Here is a 19,442-nt window from a genome sequence, read left to right on the forward strand (position 1 = left end):
AGACGCCAGCAGGCCGCTCATGCTCACCCCTACCCGTTCCACCTCGTCCAGCGCACCTGCAGGCGGCGATACCGACAACGGCGGCAGAATACCTGTATTCGCCCGCCGGCTCGGGTCCTGGCACCTGTCGCTGCAGCGCCAGCCCTATGACGCAGCCAACCTTGTCGCCAACTACGATCTCGCCGCTGCCGGGTGGCACAAGATAATCGACCGGCTGGACTATATGCCCGCCTACCGAGCCCTGCTCAAACAGGCGCTTGCACATTGGCCGGCAGCTCGATCATCGCAGCATTTGAGGGCGCTGGACTGTGGAACCGGGACAGGTGCCCTGTCGGAAGCCCTGGCGGGGGCATGCGCCGTGCCCGTGGAAATTGATGCGGTCGACATCTCCCCTGTCATGCTCAGCAAAGCCGGTGAAAGACTGCGAAAAATCGGCCTTAACGTGGCACTGCGCCAGGCTGACGTCCAACGGCTTCCCTACGCCAACAACAGTTTCGACATTGTCATGGCCGGGCACATTCTGGAGCACCTTCCAGATCCGGTTGCAGCCCTGAGCGAGATGGTCCGCGTTGCCCGTCCAGGCGGCCTGGTTTTTGCCTGCATCACGCGCCGTACCCTGCCAGGCTTGTGGATCCACTTTCTGTGGAGAACTCACATGGTCTCGCCCGCTGACGCTGAAAACTGGCTTCATCGTGCCGCTCTTCAGGATGTGACAAGCGTATCGCCAAATTGCCGGGGTCTGTTCCGGCAACTGAGCCTTGCGTGTTGTGGCGTCAAGCCGGACAACCAGTGTTGATTTTACAAAGAGCGGTGTATTCCGGAGTTTACCGAATCCGAAGCGACGCTGCACTTTTCCAGACAGACGGTTATGCTGGTTGACTTGGGATTCACCGCGGGTGACACTCCGCAAAATCAAGTTTGTCGTAAAGTCAATTGCGGAGTGAACCGAATGAATCGTAGCAGATTTTCCCCCGAGCCTAAGCCGCAAGACGAACCCGGTCCGGAGCAAGTTTAGGGCCGCTCCACAGAAATCACTCTATAATTCCTGCGCGATCAATAACGCGCAACGAATTGTTTGCGCCCATCTCGACAAAGATCATTTCACCCGACTTGGGATAGATGCCCGTCAGGGCGGTGATGTTGACCTGATGTGTTACCAGAACCAGCGGGTTGCCGTCTGGCCGTGCCTGCAGCCAGTTTTTCAGTGCTGCAGTTTGCGCATCGCGCCTGTCGCGCCGGCGAAAGAACGAATTAAGCGGTTCAAGCGTCCGAACCTGGCCCAGAGCGAGTAATTTCGCGGTTTCAAAGCATCTGCACCAGGCGCTTGTCCAGACTTCGGCGCTGGCGATCCCGTTGCTTTGAAACAGCTCGCCGGTCCTGAGTGCCTGCTGCCTGCCCTTGTCCGACAGGTTCCTCTGCGTGCTGCAGTCATCCACGTCGAAGTTTTCAGGATCGCCGGTTCCCGGTGCCAGCGCATGGCGCATGATCACGAAGGCTGAGCCGTTCTTCAGTGCGTCCCAACCTGCACCTGCCTGTCCGGCTGAAGCTGGAAGCGCAGGGACAAGCAGCGAGGTAAAAACTGCAAGCAAGATTACCCTGAGAACTGCAGCCCGGCAGGCAGTGCTCAAGAACCTGCTCCCAGTGCCTTGTCAATTGCGGCGCGAACTTCTGTGCTTGTCGGTTCCACGGCAGTCGCAAATGTCGAGGTAATGTCGCCATTGCGGCCCATCAGGATCTTATGGAAATTCCAGCGTGGCCGGGCTTTTTCTCCGGCCTGCTCAATCGCCCACTTGTAGAACGGATGAGCGGTGCGCCCCACCACGTCAGTGCGATCAGCCAGCGGGAATGTCACGCCGTAGTTCAATGTGCAAAAGTGTTTGATCTGCTCGCCCTTGAGCGGCTCCTGGCCACCGAAATTGTTTGACGGGACACCGACGACCGTCAACCCCTTGCCCTTGTAGTCCTGCCACAGTTTCTCAAGCCCCGCATACTGACCGGTATAGCCGCATTCACTTGCCGTATTCACCACGAGCACGACACGGTCGCGAAACCTGTTCAATGGCAAGGGGTTGCCGTCAAAGCCATCGAAGCTGAATTGAAACCCGGACATCTTGTCCGCCTTCAGTTCGAAGCCGGGAAGGCAAACGGCGCAGGCAATGAAGCCGGCGGCAATCAATCTGCGATTTAAATTCATCATGAACTCCCGTTCAGGTCAGGACAGACATATCACCAGTCAATCTCCTGGCCGTCATAAGCGAGGAATGAGCCGGTGGCGTCGCTGTCGGCCTTGTCGATCACGTCAAGCAACAGTCTGGCAGCTACATTTGCCGAAAGCAGGGCCCTGTCACCGGCAAATGGTGCAGACAGCCGCGTTTCGACTGTTCCGGGATGCAGAGCGAGGCAGACTGCATGTGGCCGCTTGCGGGCTATCTCGATAGAGGCCGTTTTGAGAAACATGTTCAGCGCCGCCTTTGACCCCCGGTAGCCGTACCAGCCGCCAAGCCGGTTGTCCTTGATGCTGCCGACACGCGCTGAAATTGTAGCGAACACACTGCGCTCATGACGCGGCATAAGATGATGAAAGTGTTTCAACAGCAACAAGGGCCCGGTGGCATTGACGGCAAACGAGCGGGCAATAGTTTGCGGGTCGACAGCGGAGATCGATTTTTCCGGTTGCATCTGCGCATCGTGCAACAGGCCTGTAGCGTCAACAATCAGATGGACCGGGCCTGTGTCGGCCATGGCTGTTGCAGCCCGCTCAATCGATGCTTCGTCTTCCAGGTCGAAACCCGGAACCGTCGATCTGGAATAACCGGTAACGCTACCGCATGCAGGCTCAGTCTCAAGGATGTCAAACATCTCCCGGCCAATTCCGCCACTTGATCCAAAGACAACGGCGCGAAACCCGGTCGGGAAATTCTGAACAGACGGCATCGTTGTTTCGGCCCTTACAGCATTGTGTTGCTGTAACATTACGGCTCGAAAGGTGTTCCGGATTAGGGCCACGCCCTAACCCTGAGTTCCATACGGTGTGACCAGGCATCGTCCAGATCTGTTTGGTCCCGTCTGTCACGAACAATTCGGGGGTTACCAGGCCCAGCCCCTACTCTTCATGCCTGTTCCGTCTCGTGAATCGCGCCACAAGCCAGCCGATAATACGCCGGAGCCAGGGTTTGGGTTTCGGGCTCTCAGGATCCGGCGGCAGAGGGGCAATCGGTTCACCCCAGCGGTCCCGGACAACGCGTCGACCGATCCGAGGGTCCATTGTTGCTCCATCTCCATATCAATCATTGATTTCATGAATTTCCTTCATGTACGGATCGATAATTTCGCACTGCCAATCAGTTTTTCCAAAGGAATTGTCCTCATGAATAACATGAGTTAATACTCATGTTGTTATGCCCGATCATTTGCCACCGCTTGCGGCGCTGCGAGCGCTCGAAGCCGCCGCTCGTCACGGCAGCTTCACCCGTGCTGCAGCCGAGCTGAACGTGACCCAGAGTGCGATTAGTCATCAGATCCGTCATCTCGAGGCACTCTGGGGCCTTGAGTTGTTTGCACGGGATGCCCGTCCCCTCGCCCTGACCAAAAGCGGTGCGGCGCTGGTGCCGGTGGCGCGGGACTTCTTTGCACGACTGTCGGCGACCCTGGAAAACCTGCGCATCGAAGATGCACGCGGCGCCCTCAAGATCAGTACGCTGGAATCATTCGCACTAACCTGGCTGGTGCCCCGCCTCAGCGACTTCCGGGAACGCCATGACGGGATTGATGTGTGGATCTCTACGATGGACCAGTTCGTCGATTTCGCGGTGGACGATGTCGATCTGGGAATCCGGCTTGGCCACGGCGTCTATCCCGGGCTGCACAGCACCTTGTTGCTCCGTGAGTATGTCTTCCCGGTCTGCAGCGTGCAATTGGTGAAGCGCCTCGGCATGCCGGCAAACCCTGCCGACCTGGTACGGTTCCCCCTGCTGCTGCGCCACGACGAAGTGATGAGCTCGAACTGGGACACCTGGCTCGCAGCTGCCGGTGTGCCGGGTCTGCCAATCGACCACGGCCCGCGCTTTCCCAACTCGAATATGGCCCTGCAGGCAGCAATCGCTGGCCAGGGCGTAGCGCTGGTGCGCAGCGCGCATGTGGACGGCAGTCTGGAAGCGGCCGGCCTGGTGCGCCTGTTCGACGTGCACTTCCCAGCCGACGCGGCCTACTATCTGGTCTGCCCGGAAGGCGCTCAATCGCGCCCCCGGATCGCCGCATTCCGCGACTGGATCCAGGCTGAAGCCGCCCGCTCGCAGCAGCGTTACGATCAGGAAATGGCGTCGGCAGAACACCTGCCGCCGGACAATTGACCGCGACGAGCAAATTGCCGGTATTGTCTCAATGAACTCAAGGGTTATCCCAACAATATAAAACAAACCCGGTTCCGGTTGGTCGCCATTATATGCTGGACATCACAAACCGGCATGTGAACCGGCATCCGGTGCGGTGACAAACGTACCCGCACCGGTTGCCAGGCGTCTGCAGCTCAAGTCCGTGCTTCATGCTCCATCCGTTTTGCCCATGCGTCGGCCAGGTCAACCAGTATGGATTTGAACTGGCGCCTGGCCACCGAGGCAAACAGCGCACGGGAAAGAAAACCGCCCTTCGGTTTTGCCTCAATGTCTATTGAGAATTCTGACCCGGGCCCTTTGGGCTCAACTGACCAGCGGCCCTGGAGATCGGAAATCGGATACGGATAATCAGGCGCTTCCGTGTGGATCCTGAAACCGTATGACCGGCCTTCTTGAAATTGATTGCAGGTTTCTGTCCAGTTTTCGCCCTTCGGGCCGAAGCAGCGGCGCGTCATGCCGATGCCCTCGCCTGCAAGCACCTCGACTTTTGAAATATTGCCGGCGACATCAGCATAACCTGGATGATCTGTCATGACCTCCCAGGCCGTCTCGGCCGGCGCGGCAACCACCCGCCTGACGCTGGCACTTAGTTTTCCATTTTTCGAGCGAATGCTGACCCGGCTTTGCGGGGCGACAATCCTGCCGGCACCGACATACTGGCCGGCTGCAAAGACGGCTACGAAAGCAGCGACAATGCCGATCATGAGCAGGCCTGCGTCTGAGAACAGATATCCGGTCAGAAGAACAAGTGCAGCGCTGGCGATCAACCAACCGATGTCTGCCAATATGATCAGCATCACCTCGCCTTTCGTCACAAAGCGGTTTGTGGCCATCAGCAACAGGTCCAGCGCAAACAGGACCAGGCCCACGCCAAGCAGCCTCAGCGCCAGAGTTGTCCAGCCTGCAGGATCTGAGAACATCAGATGCGCGACGGCGAAGGGGAAAATGATCAGCTCCAGTCCGGTGAGTGCAGAGAACGCAGCGTTCAGCCCTATGAAAGTCCTGGCTGTGGTGGTTGTAGACATATCAAATCCTTTCCTGGTCGGAGTTTGCCGAAAGGATTTCAGTCATGCTGCATGGTATCAATTACCTCCAATGTCATGGGCAATGACCGGCCCGATCGGCAAGGTGTCGCCGGTTGTATTGGCGGCACGCGGCAGCTCTGCTAAATGATGGCCATGAACAAACTTGCGGTTATTGCGGACACTCACGGAAACAGCTGGGCTCTGACAACCGTTCTGGATGACATCCGGCAGCGCGGTATTGCAGATGCAGATATTGTCAATCTCGGTGACAGCGCGGATGCGGATATGGACCCTGGCGGAACGCTCGCGCAATTGATGGATCATGACATAGCGAGCATTGCCGGCAACTATGAAACCTATGTTGAAGGTCAACTCACCCCGGACCAGATCACCTGGTTGAGCGGACTACCGAAAACCCTCGACCTGGGGCCGGTTTTCTGTTGTCACGGCACCCCGGCCAGCGACACCTCGGAACTGATCGAAAAAATAACACCTGGACGGGTTGAAATTGCCGACGTCGAAGAAATCAGGCAGCGGCTGGGCGGTGTTGAAAACGATGTCGTTGTGTGCGCGCACAAGCATGTTCCGCGCTCGGTGTGGCTGCCGAACGGCCAGTTGGTCATGAACCCAGGCAGCGTCGGGCTACCGGCCTACTGGAATGACGAACCGGTATTGCACACGGTGGAAGCAGGCAGTCCACACGCCCGCTACGCCATACTTACCAGGTCAGCATCGGGCTGGAACGTCGATCATATCGCGGTGACGTATCGCTGGGACCTGGCGGCTGCCGCCGCGCGCAAATCAGGCCGCGAAGACAGGGCCTGCTTTATCGAAACCGGGCGGGCGCAAATTCCCGATGGCCTGCTGGCCAAATGACCGGTCAACTGACCGGCAACGAACATTCCAACACTTTGTTCTGGAGGAAAAATCCGTGAGTACCATCAGCCGCGTCGCCGTTCATGCGTTTTCTTACGAGCTTGAGAATTTCGGCGCCAACATCATGACCTATGTCAAAAACGGCAATTTGCCGGTCACAAAATTCGTCACGGTGATCGAAACCGATGACGGGTTGCGCGGCGAGTTCGCGCCCCACTACATGGCCAATGCCATGACATGCGCGCAGGTCAGCCAGATGGCCCCTATGCTGATCGGGCGGAATGCCGAACACCGGGGCAAAATATTCGAAGACCTGAAAAATGCATTCCGTCACTTTGACCGTGCCGGTATTGCAGCAATAGACGGGGCGCTGTGGGACCTTGCCGGGAAAAAATACAACTGTTCCGTCGCCCAGTTGCTCGGCGGATACCGGGATCGGATACCGGCCTATGCCAGCACGTTTCCCGGCCAAAGCCTGACGGGAGGACTGGACAGTATAGAAGCCTATGCGGATTTTGCGCAGCAGTGCGCTGAGCTGGGATATCCGGCATTCAAAATCCATGGTTTCTGGGACGGCAAACCGAAAAGCGAAATCGCCATCATGACGGCGGTGCGCGAACGGGTCGGAGACAGTATGCGGCTGATGACGGATCCGGCATCATCGCTGCCGACTTTCCTTGACGCCGTCGAAGTCGGCCGGGCCTGCGACGACCTGAAGTTCTTCTGGTATGAAGATCCTTATCGGGATGCCTCTTCAAGCGCGTTCGGACAGAAAAAACTGCGCGACTTCATCACGACACCACTTCTGGTGTCGGAACACATCAGGGGATTTGAGCAAAAGGCGGACTTCCTGATCGCGGGCGGCACCGACATCGTCCACATCGACCCGGAACTGGATGGCGGCATAACCGGCACCATGAAGATCGCGGGCTTTGCCGAGGCTCTGGGCATCGATGTGCAGATCCATACCGCCGGTCCCATGCACCGGCACTGTCTCTCGGCAATCGTCAACACCTATTACTATGAGATGGGACTGGTTGGGCCGGGCATGTTCAATTCGATGCAACCGCCCATCTATACATGTGGTTATGGCGACCAGCTCGAAGACATCGACAGCGATGGCTGTGTGTCGATTCCGGCCGGTCCGGGTCTCGGGGTCAGCTATGACTGGGATTTCATAAACAGCAGGCAGACCGGCCTGAGCGAGTTTGCCGTGTGACCTTTACCGCGTTTTAATTAGGTCGATATCTGAGGGTATCTATATGAAACACATGATGAGTGCCGTTCTACCGTTAGGAGACTGACCATGCAGATCAACCGACGCAGCGTGTTGCAGGGATCGATGGCCGCCACCTTTGCAGGAACCGCAGCGGGCCTGATGCCCGCACGCGCAGCCACCACCCCGCTCGCAAAACCTCTGGCCTCAACAGGCGAAATGCTGCCGCTGGTCGGTCTGGGCAGCTGGATCACCTTCAATGTCGGCAACAACCGGAAGTTGCTTGATGCCAGCAGCGACGTGATGGCGGCGTTTTTTGAAAGCGGCGGCCGGATGATAGATTCATCCCCCATGTACGGCTCATCGCAGGCAACCATAGGTTATGGCCTGAAAAAACTCGGCATGCCCGGAGCCCTGTTTTCTGCCGACAAGGTGTGGACGTCTTCTGCGGGCAATGGCAGCCGCCAGATCGAGACATCACGCAGTCACTGGGGCGTGCCCGGCTTTGACCTGGTTCAGGTGCACAACCTTGTCGCGTGGCGTGAGCACCTTGAGTTGCTGCAATCCATGAAGGCGGCAGGCGACGTAAAGTATATCGGCATCACCACGTCACATGGTCGCCGGCACGCTGACCTGGAAGACATTATGGCGTCGCAGCCGGTCGACTTCGTTCAACTCACCTACAATATGGAAGACCGTGAGGCGGAGCAGCGATTGTTGCCGCTGGCGAAGGAACGCGGAATTGCGGTCATCGTAAACCGGCCGTTTCAGCGCGGTTACCTGGTCGAGCGGCTCAGCTCCAGCCCGCTGCCGGATTGGGCGACGGAAACCGGCGCGTCCAGCTGGGCACAGTTCCTGCTGAAGTTCGTCATTTCCCACCCGGCCGTTGCTTGCGCCATTCCTGCCACCAGCAAGGTGGCACATGTCCGGGAGAACCTGGCGGCGGCATCCGGGATATTGCCGGATGCAGCTTTGCGCAAACGCATGGCGGACTATGTCGGGCAGCTTTGAATGGCTGAGTGGTCGAGCTACTCGCTGTCAGATCTGCTGCTGTTTTCACTGCAGGCCTATATCGGGCTGTTCGAACCACTGAACACAACGCTGTGGCCTGCCCATCTGGCCACCCTGGCCCTGGGGCTCACTGTTGGACTGCTTGTGTTGAAGCAAGGCAGCGTAAACAACCGTCTCGTCTGGAGCATGCTTGGCCTGTTATGGATATGGACCGGTTCACACTTCTTTTTCGTTCAATATGCAGCGATCAACCTGGCTGCAGGATACATCGCGCCCGTGTTCTGGCTGCAGGGGCTGTTGTTTGCCTGGTTCGCTGCCGCCCCGAAATGTCCTGACATCAGGTATACCGGGACGGCGGCAGGCAGGACTGCCATGGTGTTGTACCTGTTTGCCCTGATCGGTTATCCGGCAGCAACTCTTGCGCTGGGCCGATCACTGGACAGTGTCGAATTCATTGGCATTTCCGCCGACCCCGGCGTCGTCGCCACACTTGCCGTTCTTGTTTTGAGCCACGGAAGCCTCACCCTGCTGGCATGGATCGTGCCATTGGCATGGTGCGCGTTGACCGGTTTGACGCTGTGGATGTTGGGATCGGCGGAGTTCTTCATTGCCCCGCTGTCCGGGGCAATGGCCGTTGCCGCAACTATTGCAGGCAGGCGCGTTTCACAAACGCAGTGAGATGGCTGACAGTTTCACAAGGGCCACAGGCGGGCTTGATAATACTTCCTCAATGCATGGCTCCTCGAATGGCTTCGGCCATTGCCCGGGCCAAGTCCGCCGGCGCGTCTTGGGCAATGAATATGGCTCGCTTCGAGACGGGCAGTGACGGAAAACCGTGATGCTCAGTCAGCTCAGTCATGCACTCTTCAATAGTACATCTCGGCAACACTCCGACGGCAAGGCCTGCCCGGATCGCGGCCTTGATGCTGGCAAAGCTCTCACTCGTGTAGGCCGGCTTCCACTTGCGGCCCAGACCATCCAGCGCGTCGACAGGCAGTTTCGACCACCAGCAACCACGATCGAGAATGGCAAGAGGCACCGGCTGTGTCCTGTCGAGTTTGAGGCTTTCATGTGCGACCCATACATTGGGTTCGCTGGAAAAAACGTCGGCGGCATTCAAATCGGGTCCGGAGCAGACAGCAATATCCAGCTGGTTGGAACGAACCGCTGCTTCGAAGCCCGATGTGCAGCCTGATTGTGCGACAACCTCCACGCCGGGATGGCGCGTGGCGAACGCCACGAGCGCCCTTTCCAATATGGTATCTGCGTAATCATCCGGGATGCCAACGCGCAACCGCCCTTTCAGGGGCGGTTCAAACAGACCGCCCAAACTGTGTATTTCCGAAACTAAACCACGGGCGATCGGTTCCAGTTTCCTGCCATGTTCGGTGAGTTCCATACCTCGCGCGTGGCGCTCGAAAAGCCGCGTCGACAGGTTGTCTTCCAGTTTGCGAACCTGAACACTTATGGCTGATTGAGTTCGGCCCAGAATATCTGCAGCCTTTGTCAAATTTCCGCACTCTGCGATGACCACGAAGGTTTGCAGAAGCTCGCTGCTTGGACCAATACGTTCGCTTTTGTTCATGCCTTCTATAATAACTATTCATTTTATTTAATACAAGGCCGCACCTAGTTTCCTGACCTCACAACCAGCGAGGTCATACATGTCGATTGATACAGCTTTGTTTTTGATTGGAATTGGTATTCTGGGAGGCGCCTGGAATGCCGTCGCAGGCGGTGCGACCCTCTTCACTTTTCCTGCTCTTGTTGCAGCAGGCCTGCCCCCGGTCGTGGCGAACGCTACAAATTACCTGGCGATGCTGCCATCCAACGCAGCTGCCCTTCCAGCCTATCGACGCGAACTGGCAGGGGTCGGAGCTGCTGTCTGGCCGTTGCTGATTGTGTCGGGTGCGGGAGCCATCGCCGGCTCCCTGCTGCTCCTGGTGTCCGACCCGGCCGTGTTCGAGGCTCTGATACCGTTTCTGATTTTGGCCGCGACCGGCTTGTTTGCCTTCGGAGACAGAATACGCCGGTGCCTCATGAAACTGTTCGAGGGACGGTCTGCAACATGGTTGCTGTACTCGGTCCTTTTCCTGTTTTCCATCTATGGAGGTTATTTCGGCGCAGGCCTCGGCATCATCATCCTGGCCATCGTTCAAATCATGGGATTTACATCGTTTCACGTGGCCAACAGCCTGAAAAACCTGCTCGCCACAAGCTTCACGATCCTGAGCATCGTTGTCTTTGGTATTGGCGGCATCATCGCCTGGCCACAAGCTGGCGTCATGATGCTCGGCAGCAGTATCGGCGGCTACCTGGGCGGCCGCTATGCCCGGCTGGTCAACGACGCCTATCTCCGGGTTGGCGTCATCGCGTTCGGCCTCGTGCTTTCAGCAGTTTATTTCGTCAGGATGCTTGAGAATTCATGACAGGCTTGCAGTGCGTATTGCGTTGCGACCATCACTGAACTTGGTACGCCACGCTCCCATTTGACATCAGACGAACGGTGGTTTCAGCTTGTTGGCGTAGCAAGGGGTATCGCCATGGCAATGTATGATCTGGTTCTCAAAGGCGGGCATGTTGTCGATCCCGCTCAGGCCATAGACGGACCCATGGATGTGGCCTTCCGGTCCGGCAAGGTAGCGGCAGTACAACGAGATATCGACGTGCCGGCCGGTGTCGAGACGCGCGATGTCAGCGGGCATTATGTGACACCCGGCCTGATCGACATGCACACACATGTCTATTGGGGAGGAACTTCGCTTGGCATAGATGCCGAGGAGTACTGCAGAACAAGCGCGGTAACCACGGCAATCGATACCGGTTCCACCGGGCCTGGAAATTTCGCCGGCTTTCGAAAACATGTCATCGAGAAATCCGACGTGAGAGTCCTCGCTTATCTGCACATATCCCATGCCGGGATTTTCGGCTTTTCCAACCGCATCATGGTTGGCGAGAGTGAAGAACTGCGACTGATGGATCCGCAGACGGCTGTCGAGGTCGCACTGGCCAACCGCGACCTGATTGTCGGCATCAAGATAAGGCTGGGGAAATGGGCGTCCGGCATTCATGGCATGGCGCCTTTTGAACATTCCATACAGGTCGCAGAAGAGACCGGACTTCCCATGATGGTTCATATCGACGAGCCACCGCCTTCATACGGTGAAGTGGTTGAGAGACTGCGGCCCCACGATGTGCTGACCCATTGCTTCAGGCCGTTTCCAAACACACCTGTCACGCCGGACGGAAAGGTTCGCCCGGAGGTGCTGGCTGCACGCCAGCGCGGTGTCCTGTTCGACGTCGGTCACGGCATGGGATCGTTCTCGTTCAAGGTTGCGCGCATGATGCTGGATAACGGGTTTTACCCTGACACGATCTCGTCCGACGTTCATGCATTGTGCATTAACGGTCCGGCATTTGATCAGGTAACCACCTTGTCCAAGTTTCTCAACCTCGGAATGTCGTTTCCTGAAGTCATCCGCACGACCACCGAGAACGCCGCGCGGGCCCTGTCCCGGCCGGACCTCGGCAACCTGAAACCGGGCTCGATTGGCGATGCCGCCATCCTCAGCGTGGATGACGGCAGGTTTAACTATGTCGATGTCACAGGCGAGACGCTGGCAGGTGATAAAAAGGTTAACGTTCACGGCGTTGTGCTGGCCGGCAAATGGTGGCACCCGAACTGAACCGGAAAACCGTATCGCAATCTTCACTGCAGGTGCAGATTTCAGGCTTTATCCATGAAAACGTACGGAAATCCCCAATCCTGGCAAAACCGTTGCTTCTCAATATACCAATGGATGCATCTTCGCGCCCAATGTGAAATTGACCCAACCCCCATTAGCGTAATTTTCACTGTTAACACAACAGGTTAACAAAAATCTGAGTCAACTTCAGGTGGCATAGTTGTTGCTATGGAATTGGGCAGCAACCAAAGCTTAACGGCTTGTATCAAAATGAAACGGGGCTACGGCGATGACTAACGGCGAACCTGCGCAAGCAGGGATCTACAAGAAGCCTGTAAAACAGGCACAGGTGTTTATGTGTGAAGTTCGGCCATCTGTCTGGTCGGTCCGCGATGAGAGCAACACCAAGGGCGGATTGTTTCGATCAAAACTCGATGCATTCCGGTTTGTGCATTCACAATTTTCTGACGATGCCAAGGTCATCCAGACCGGCAGCACGCCGATTGCACCTGCCACCTGCAATTCCACATCCCGCACCAAACATTCACGCAACGCTGTCGCGGACCGTCAGTGTCACCGTATCCAACGGGATATTTCACCAAGGAGATCTGCAATGAAAAACAATCAGAACACTACCCCTGCCCCGCAGGCAGATATCTTTGCGTTGAAGGAATCGTCGGTGCAGTCATACGCGCGCGCCTTCCCGCTATTGTGCAACCAGGCCAGGGGCGCAGCGATCTGGGACACCGATGGCCGCAAGTATATCGATTTCCTGGCCGGTGCCGGCTCGCTCAATTACGGGCACAACAACCCGGTGCTAAAGCAGGCGCTTGTGGATTACATATCAAGCGATGGCATTACCCACTCGCTGGACCTGCACACCTGTGCCAAGGAAAAATTCCTGCAGTCTCTGAATGATGCAATCCTGGAACCGCTCGGACTTGACTACAAGGTTCAGTTCACCGGACCGACGGGTACGAACGCAGTCGAGGCCGCAATCAAGATTGCCCGCAAGGTCACCGGAAGAACCACGGTGATCTCGTTCACCAACGGCTTCCACGGTGTCAGCATGGGATCTCTCGCGCTCACCGGCAACAGCCACTTCCGCGGCGCCGCCGGACTGCCGCTGCAAGGTGCTGTCTCGATGCCGTACGACAAATACCTGGGCGCGAAAACCGATACGCTCGATTACATGGAAGCCATGCTGGGCGATCCGGCCAGTGGCCTGGACCATCCTGCCGCGGTGATCGTCGAAACCGTCCAGGGTGAGGGCGGCATCAACACGGCCAGCTTCGACTGGCTGTGCCGGCTGGAGGCGATCTGCAAACGCCACAAGATCCTGCTCATCGTTGACGACATCCAGGCAGGTTGCGGGCGCACGGGCAGCTTCTTCAGCTTCACACCCGCCGGCATCGAGCCTGACATCGTGACCTTGTCCAAGTCGATATCCGGCTTTGGCCTGCCGATGGCGCTGGTGCTGCTCAAGCCGGAACACGACCAGTGGAAGCCTGCAGAGCACAACGGCACGTTCAGGGGCAACAACCACGCCTTTGTGACAGCTGCTGCAGCACTTGATCATTACTGGGGTACGCCTGACTTCGCCGACAGCATTGCGGAAAAGAGTGCGCTTCTGGAAACCCGGCTGCAGAAGATCATGTCGCTTTACTCGCATGAGGTGGTTGAGCTTCGCGGCCGCGGCATGATGCGCGGCATTTGCTGCAAGCATGCCAAGAAGGCTGCTGCCATTACTGCGCAGGCTTACAAGAACGGCGCCATCTTTGAACGTGCCGGTTCGCATGACGAGGTCATCAAATTCCTGATGCCGTTGACGATCGAGACCACTGAACTCAATGAAGGCCTCGACATTCTGGAAAACGCTTTCCGCGCTGTCCTTAATCCTGCTCCGTGCAGGAAGGAACGCCGTCCCGCAAAGACAGGGAATGCTTCCCTGGCAGCTGCGCAGAACAAGGCAACCATTCCATCCCTGCAGCTTGAGAATATCTGATGACTGTTCAAGACTTACCGATGCGGACCCGGCGGCGGGTCAAACGTTCCCACAAGGACCGTAAAGCCAAATATGGTACCCCTCACCAGCAGCAACTGGCAGCTGGCGAACCCGCAACTTTCGGCGTCCCGGAAGCTTCCGGTGTTCGCTGGTCAAAGGGCGAGCGGCTGGAGGACCTCTTCGAGACCCTGTGCGACAGGCTCGCTGAGACTGGTGAAGACACCAGTCCAGCGGTCATTGCCGAGGGCATAGAGTACAGCTTCCGCGAACTGGATAACCGGGCCAACCAGGCAGCCCGTCATCTGCAGCAAAAGGGCATCAAGCCGGGCGACCGGGTCGCCCTGCTGCTGGATAAGTCGTTCAACACTTATGTTGTGCTGCTGGCGGTGCAGAAACTGCACGCCGCCTACGTGCCCCTGGACCAGAGTTTTCCCAACGAACGGATCTCCTTCATTCTTGAAGACGCAGGCGTGCGTGCGATCGTGTCTGAGAGTGCATTCAGAGAAAAACTCTCCGACCTGGCCTGCACCAAGGTGTTCATCGACGATGACGCATCACACATGGACATGCACAGCCCGGAGCGTCTCAAATCACCAAAGTCGATGCGTGCGCCGGACCAGCTGAGCTACATCATCTATACCTCCGGCACCACCGGCCAACCCAAGGGCGTGGCCATCGACCATGCCAGCATCTGCAACTTCGTCAGGGTCGCGGCCGATACCTACGGCATCCGCAAGGGCGACCGGGTCTATCAGGGCATGACCATTGCCTTTGACTTTTCGGTCGAGGAACTGTGGGTACCGCTGATGGCCGGTGCAACGCTGGTTCCGGCCAGCCCCGGCACCAACCTCATCGGCGAAGACCTGGCGGAGTATCTCAGGGCCAACTGCGTAACGGTGATGTGCTGTGTGCCGACGCTGCTGGCCACCATCGAGAGCGACCTGCCTGACCTGCGCGTCCTGCTGTTGTCGGGCGAAGCATGCCCGCACAACCTTGTAGCGCGCTGGCACAATGAAAGCCGCAGCATCCTGAATGCCTACGGTCCCACCGAAGCCACGGTTACCGCAACGCTGACCGAACTTTATCCCAACAAGCCGGTGACCATCGGCAAGCCGCTGCCGACCTATTCCATCGTCATTCTGGACGAGACCGGGAGCAAACTGGCTGGCCATGGCGAGACCGGTGAGATCGGCATTGCCGGCATCGGGCTGGCAAGGTGCTATCTGAACCGGGAACAGCTGACGGCGGAGAAATTCATTCCCGACTTTGTCGGCCTGCCGGACAACCCGTCGCAACGGATCTACCGCTCCGGTGACCTTGGCCGCTTCAATGATGACGGCGAGATTGAGTATTTCGGGCGCATCGATACCCAGGTCAAGATCCGGGGTTACAGGATTGAACTGACGGAGATCGAATCCCTGATCCTGAAGAACCCGACAGTTGCCCAGGCAGTTGTAAACCCGTTCGAAATTGCGCCGGGCCAGGTTGAGCTGGTTGCCTATTGCAGCCCCAAATGCGAACAGACAGGTATCGACAGCGAGCAGATCATCGCGTCACTGCGTGAGCAGCTGCCACCATACATGGTACCTGCGTACATCGAACAGCTCGACGTCATCCCGATGTCGAACAGCAACAAGGCGGACAGAAAATTCCTGCCGCCGCCCACCGGGCCACGCTGCCAGGCAGCAGGCTCGAAACAGGCGCCACGCACCGAGACCGAAAGGCTGGTTGCGTCGGCGCTGGCTGAAACCCTGAAGCTGCCGGAAGTCTCAATTGAAGACCACTTCTTTGACGACCTGGGCGCCCACTCCCTGCTGATGGCGCGTTTCTGCTCCGCCATCCGTGACAGGATAGCGGCAGCAAATGTCAGCATGCGTGACGTTTATGCCAATCCCACGGTGGAAAAACTGGCGGAGAAACTGGACGAACAGGAAGTAAAACAAGCCCCGACCCTGGAGGAATTCCGGCAGAGCGGAAAACCCCAGGTAACCCCGTCCCGGCTGCAATACACCTTTTGCGGCGCCCTGCAGCTCGCCACCTACCTGGCATTGGGCGTGGGCCTGATTGCCGCGGTTGTTTCCGGTGTGCAATGGGCCACCGGCGCAATCGACGATGCCGCCGAACTGTACCGCCGGGTATTTCTGTGTGTGCTTGGTTTTGGCGCCGCTTCAGTCTTCATCCCGGTTGTCGCGAAATGGCTTCTGGTCTGGCGCTGGAAGTCCAGCTCCATCCGGATATGGAGCCTGAACTATTTCCGCTTCTGGTTCGTCAAACTGCTGTTTGACCTGTCACCGGCTCATCTGTTTGCCGGAACGCCTCTGTACAATATGTGGCTGCGCCTGCTCGGCGCACGGATTGGACGGCATGCCGTCATCCTGTCGAAAGCTCCGGTGACAACCGACCTGTTCAGCGTCGGTACCGGCAGCATCATCCGTGAAAACACCATGACGCAGGGCTATCGCGCCCTCAACAACGTCATAGAAACCGGGCCGATATCAATTGGCGCTGATGCCTATGTCGGCACCGGCAGCCATCTGGATATTGACACCGTCATCGCAGGTGGTGGTCAGCTTGCACACGCGTCTACCCTGCAGAAAGGCCAGAAGATCGAAACAGGCAAGCGCTGTCATGGTACGCCTGCTGAGGAAACCCTGACCAATTTCAACGCCGTGGAACCCATGCGGTGTTCCAGCCTGCGGCGCTGGAGCTATGCCGGACTGGTCGCGGCAGCCAGCCTGCTGCTGGCTCCGATACCGATCGTGATTATGATCGTTTGTTATTTCATCCTGCACTCGTATTCCGGTGCGCAAGGCCTGAACTATGACAGTCTGCCCAGTGTGGTCCTGGCGCTCGCGCCGACGGGGTTGTGGGTGTCCTTCCTGGTATACTCCGGCATTCTCATGGCGGGATACGTGTTCCTGCGTGTGGTTCCGCCGCTCCTGAACTGTTTCCTGGGTACCAAGCGCACCTACGTACTCTTCGGTTTTCACTATATAGTGCAGCGGCTTGTGCAACTGTCGACAAACTGGGGATACCTGAACCTGTTGTTCGGAGACAGCTCCTGCATCACCAAGTACCTGGAACTTGTCGGTTGGAAGATAGCACCCGGCAAGCAGACCGGATCGAACTTCGGCCTCGACCAGGTGCACGACAACCCTCACCTGTGCCATGTCGGCGCAAACAGCATGGTGTCGGACGGCATCGCCATGTCGAACATGGAAACGTCGGCAACTTCGTTCACGCTGGCAGAGGTAAGAATTGGTGCCGACAACTATCTCGGCAACGCCATCGTCATGCCGTCTGGCAGCAGAACCGGCGACAATGTACTGATCGGCACCAAGACCATGGTACCCATTGACGGGCCGTTGCGCGAAAACACCGGCCTGCTCGGATCGCCTGCCTTTGAAGTCCCGCGCGCAACCAGGCTGGACAGCCAGAATGCCGCAACTGATGATCCGGATGTGCTGCGCCGCAATGTGGCCCGCAAGAACAGGTTCAACATGGTTTCCATCGGCTCCGTGTTCATGGCCCACTGGTTTGTGTCCTTCGTTGCCGTGTTCACGATGTTTGTCGCGATCCAGTACTATGATCGCTACGCGATGGGCGCCATTCTCGCGGGCAGCTTTGTGGTGATCGCATTCACTGTCGCGTACTTCACGTTGCTGGAACGGGCAAGCCTGGGCTTTGACCGCCTGCAGGCACGCACCGTGAACATGTATGACCCCTACTTCCTGTTTCACGAGCGGCACTGGAAATTCTGCGGTCATCCGCTGAACATGCTGTTCCACGGCACCCCGTTCCGCAACCTGATGTCGCGGGCGCTTGGCGTGCGTGTCGGCAAGATGGTATTCGACGACGGCGCCTACCTGTACGACAAGACGCTGCTGCACATCGGAGACTACAGCAACCTGAACAAGGCCTGCATCGTGCAAGCACACTCGCTGGAAGAAGGCCTGTTCAAGTCCGATGCCGTGCGCATCGGCAGCGGATGCACCATCGGTGCGGATGCCTTCGTGCACTACGGTGTCGAAATGGGCGATCGCTCGACCCTGGCACCCAACGCCTTCCTGATGAAGGGCGAAGTGGTGCCGGCCGGGCAGACATGGCAGGGCAATCCGGCCAGCATGGATACGGCACACCGAAGCGCAACTTCAACAGCAGTCGCCAGGCCCGTGAGCAGGCCTGACCTGACCGGCAGGCGCACGGCCCAAAGCGGTCGCAAAGACCGGGCTATGCCATGGAGGCAACCATCGCAAACCTATCCTGCGACAACTGAAACTCCGCAGAACAGTCGCGAACTGATGCAGAGGCGAGCCATTGTCGGAAAAATCATGGCCCCGGTGCAAACGAGCAGGATGTTCAATGACCACGGACATGGATGATACCGGCTGGAGTGTTGCATATGCGCGTCCATGTGATGTGCTGCAACGGCTGGGAACAGATGCCCTTGGCCAGGAAGAACATGCCTGGGCCGCGCGGTTGTCAAGCATGGCGCGCCACCAGCACTTCATCGCAGGTCGTGCCTTGCTGCGGCATCGTCTGTCCGCCGAGACGGAAGACACTGTTCAACCGGCAGACTGGGAGTTTGTGAGCGGGGACTGTGGCAAACCGGCGGTACGGCCAGACATGCCCGACATCCGGTTCAGCATAAGCCATGCAGATGGCCTGGTTGCCGTCGCGACCAGTCTGACTGCCGAGGTCGGAGTTGATCTGGAACGTGTGTCCGGGACCCAGGACACCGACCCTGCCCTGGACCAGTTGACGGCTCGTGAAAAGGCATGGCTGCAGCGGCACGGCGACGACGAAACGTGGCAGGCATTCCTCGAACTGTGGACCGCGAAGGAAGCCGTTTCCAAAGCGGCAGGTCTGGGATGTGGCGTGGACTTTCGGGACATTGAAATTAATGTGCCGGCCCGACGTGCCTCATGTCCGGACAGCCTGTTGAAAGACGGTGACCACATGAAACTTGATTTGCAGACCATCCGGGTTCACGACGCCAGTTACTGCTTGAGCGTTGCGTCAATGTAAATCCCGGCTCACAAGACCGGGAAGCACACGAAAACCGAAGATAACACCATGTTGTGCCTCAATCCGGACAGGCTGTTACCGCGCCATGACAAATGGCGACGGGTGTTCACAAAGTTTTTAGAAGCTGCGTCAAAAATTCAGGCGAATGCCTCTTTCACATTCATGTTGGTCGTCTGTAAGATGCCGAAATGTCACAATAATTCA

General features: G+C 57.7%; 16 protein-coding genes. 11 read left to right on the forward strand and 5 right to left on the reverse strand.

The genetic code is table 11. The features are described from left to right. Positions 1 to 19: 19 nt before the first annotated feature. A complete protein-coding gene (locus tag DHN55_RS15050; protein WP_108882287.1) occupies positions 20 to 796 on the forward strand; it encodes a methyltransferase domain-containing protein in 777 nt (258 codons plus the stop codon). Positions 797 to 1,031: 235 nt separating this feature from the next. Here the strand turns inward: DHN55_RS15050 and DHN55_RS15055 are convergent, their stop codons facing one another. From DHN55_RS15055 to DHN55_RS15065, 3 genes are read right to left on the reverse strand one after another with little or no spacing between them, the layout of a single operon-like run. Then, positions 1,032 to 1,628 (reverse strand): histidine phosphatase family protein, encoded by a 597-nt coding sequence (locus DHN55_RS15055; RefSeq protein ID WP_337660361.1) that lies wholly within the window; start codon positions 1,626 to 1,628, stop codon positions 1,032 to 1,034. Beyond that, positions 1,625 to 2,197 carry a glutathione peroxidase gene (locus tag DHN55_RS15060; protein WP_108882288.1) on the reverse strand — a complete coding sequence of 191 codons (573 nt, stop codon included), beginning with the start codon at positions 2,195 to 2,197 and terminating at the stop codon, positions 1,625 to 1,627. The genes DHN55_RS15055 and DHN55_RS15060 overlap by 4 nt, the downstream gene beginning before the upstream one ends. A 29-nt stretch (positions 2,198 to 2,226) precedes the next feature. Continuing rightward, entirely contained in the window at positions 2,227 to 2,859 is a 633-nt protein-coding gene (locus tag DHN55_RS15065; RefSeq protein WP_337660362.1) for an SDR family NAD(P)-dependent oxidoreductase, read from the reverse strand. A 539-nt stretch (positions 2,860 to 3,398) separates the two neighbouring features. Between DHN55_RS15065 and gcvA the strand changes: the two genes are divergently transcribed. Beyond that, a complete protein-coding gene (gene gcvA / locus DHN55_RS15070) occupies positions 3,399 to 4,349 on the forward strand; it encodes a transcriptional regulator GcvA (RefSeq protein ID WP_108882290.1) in 951 nt (316 codons plus the stop codon). A gap of 176 nt (positions 4,350 to 4,525) precedes the next feature. Here gcvA and DHN55_RS15075 read toward each other — a convergent pair whose 3' ends face one another. Next, positions 4,526 to 5,416, reverse strand: coding sequence for an SRPBCC family protein (locus tag DHN55_RS15075; RefSeq protein WP_108882291.1), 891 nt, complete (start codon positions 5,414 to 5,416; stop codon positions 4,526 to 4,528). A gap of 153 nt (positions 5,417 to 5,569) precedes the next feature. Here DHN55_RS15075 and DHN55_RS15080 point away from each other — a divergent pair, with 153 nt between their 5' ends. From DHN55_RS15080 to DHN55_RS15095, 4 genes are all read left to right on the forward strand, one after another. Continuing rightward, a complete protein-coding gene (locus DHN55_RS15080) occupies positions 5,570 to 6,292 on the forward strand; it encodes a metallophosphoesterase family protein (RefSeq protein WP_337660363.1) in 723 nt (240 codons plus the stop codon). 55 nt (positions 6,293 to 6,347) lie between these two features. After that, on the forward strand, positions 6,348 to 7,511 hold the full coding sequence (locus tag DHN55_RS15085) for an enolase C-terminal domain-like protein (protein ID WP_337660364.1): 1,164 nt from the start codon (positions 6,348 to 6,350) through the stop codon (positions 7,509 to 7,511). An 87-nt stretch (positions 7,512 to 7,598) separates the two neighbouring features. Further along, positions 7,599 to 8,519 carry an aldo/keto reductase gene (locus tag DHN55_RS15090; RefSeq protein WP_108882294.1) on the forward strand — a complete coding sequence of 307 codons (921 nt, stop codon included), beginning with the start codon at positions 7,599 to 7,601 and terminating at the stop codon, positions 8,517 to 8,519. Next, the gene (locus tag DHN55_RS15095; protein WP_108882295.1) at positions 8,520 to 9,197 is read left to right on the forward strand and encodes a DUF6064 family protein; all 678 of its coding nucleotides are present in this window, start codon (positions 8,520 to 8,522) and stop codon (positions 9,195 to 9,197) included. It abuts the gene before it with no gap. Between the two features lie 49 nt (positions 9,198 to 9,246). Here DHN55_RS15095 and DHN55_RS15100 read toward each other — a convergent pair whose 3' ends face one another. After that, entirely contained in the window at positions 9,247 to 10,104 is an 858-nt protein-coding gene (locus DHN55_RS15100) for a LysR substrate-binding domain-containing protein (RefSeq protein WP_108882296.1), read from the reverse strand. 79 nt (positions 10,105 to 10,183) lie between these two features. Here DHN55_RS15100 and DHN55_RS15105 point away from each other — a divergent pair, with 79 nt between their 5' ends. From DHN55_RS15105 to DHN55_RS15125, 5 genes are all read left to right on the forward strand, one after another. Further along, on the forward strand, positions 10,184 to 10,948 hold the full coding sequence (locus DHN55_RS15105) for a TSUP family transporter (RefSeq protein ID WP_108882297.1): 765 nt from the start codon (positions 10,184 to 10,186) through the stop codon (positions 10,946 to 10,948). Positions 10,949 to 11,062: 114 nt separating this feature from the next. Next, positions 11,063 to 12,205 carry an amidohydrolase/deacetylase family metallohydrolase gene (locus tag DHN55_RS15110; RefSeq protein ID WP_337660365.1) on the forward strand — a complete coding sequence of 381 codons (1,143 nt, stop codon included), beginning with the start codon at positions 11,063 to 11,065 and terminating at the stop codon, positions 12,203 to 12,205. 613 nt (positions 12,206 to 12,818) lie between these two features. Beyond that, the gene (gene ectB, locus DHN55_RS15115) at positions 12,819 to 14,210 is read left to right on the forward strand and encodes a diaminobutyrate--2-oxoglutarate transaminase (protein ID WP_108882546.1); all 1,392 of its coding nucleotides are present in this window, start codon (positions 12,819 to 12,821) and stop codon (positions 14,208 to 14,210) included. Further along, a complete protein-coding gene (locus DHN55_RS15120; protein ID WP_108882298.1) occupies positions 14,210 to 18,592 on the forward strand; it encodes a Pls/PosA family non-ribosomal peptide synthetase in 4,383 nt (1,460 codons plus the stop codon). The genes ectB and DHN55_RS15120 overlap by 1 nt, the downstream gene beginning before the upstream one ends. Beyond that, the gene (locus DHN55_RS15125) at positions 18,573 to 19,238 is read left to right on the forward strand and encodes a 4'-phosphopantetheinyl transferase superfamily protein (protein WP_108882299.1); all 666 of its coding nucleotides are present in this window, start codon (positions 18,573 to 18,575) and stop codon (positions 19,236 to 19,238) included. Before DHN55_RS15120 ends, DHN55_RS15125 begins: the two co-directional genes overlap by 20 nt. Positions 19,239 to 19,442 lie beyond the last annotated feature (204 nt).

It is taken from the genome of Anderseniella sp. Alg231-50 (assembly GCF_900149695.1).
Taxonomy (GTDB): domain Bacteria; phylum Pseudomonadota; class Alphaproteobacteria; order Rhizobiales; family Aestuariivirgaceae; genus Anderseniella.

Coding starts and splice junctions, on each gene's coding strand:
- DHN55_RS15050 (WP_108882287.1), top strand. CDS start 20: ATGCTCACCCCTACCCGTTCCACCTCGTCCAGCGCACCTGCAGGCGGC.
- DHN55_RS15060 (WP_108882288.1), bottom strand. CDS start 2,197: ATGATGAATTTAAATCGCAGATTGATTGCCGCCGGCTTCATTGCCTGC.
- DHN55_RS15065 (WP_337660362.1), bottom strand. CDS start 2,859: ATGTTTGACATCCTTGAGACTGAGCCTGCATGCGGTAGCGTTACCGGT.
- gcvA (WP_108882290.1), top strand. CDS start 3,399: ATGCCCGATCATTTGCCACCGCTTGCGGCGCTGCGAGCGCTCGAAGCC.
- DHN55_RS15075 (WP_108882291.1), bottom strand. CDS start 5,416: ATGTCTACAACCACCACAGCCAGGACTTTCATAGGGCTGAACGCTGCG.
- DHN55_RS15080 (WP_337660363.1), top strand. CDS start 5,570: ATGAACAAACTTGCGGTTATTGCGGACACTCACGGAAACAGCTGGGCT.
- DHN55_RS15090 (WP_108882294.1), top strand. CDS start 7,599: ATGCAGATCAACCGACGCAGCGTGTTGCAGGGATCGATGGCCGCCACC.
- DHN55_RS15095 (WP_108882295.1), top strand. CDS start 8,520: ATGGCTGAGTGGTCGAGCTACTCGCTGTCAGATCTGCTGCTGTTTTCA.
- DHN55_RS15100 (WP_108882296.1), bottom strand. CDS start 10,104: ATGAACAAAAGCGAACGTATTGGTCCAAGCAGCGAGCTTCTGCAAACC.
- DHN55_RS15105 (WP_108882297.1), top strand. CDS start 10,184: ATGTCGATTGATACAGCTTTGTTTTTGATTGGAATTGGTATTCTGGGA.
- DHN55_RS15110 (WP_337660365.1), top strand. CDS start 11,063: ATGGCAATGTATGATCTGGTTCTCAAAGGCGGGCATGTTGTCGATCCC.
- ectB (WP_108882546.1), top strand. CDS start 12,819: ATGAAAAACAATCAGAACACTACCCCTGCCCCGCAGGCAGATATCTTT.
- DHN55_RS15120 (WP_108882298.1), top strand. CDS start 14,210: ATGACTGTTCAAGACTTACCGATGCGGACCCGGCGGCGGGTCAAACGT.
- DHN55_RS15125 (WP_108882299.1), top strand. CDS start 18,573: ATGACCACGGACATGGATGATACCGGCTGGAGTGTTGCATATGCGCGT.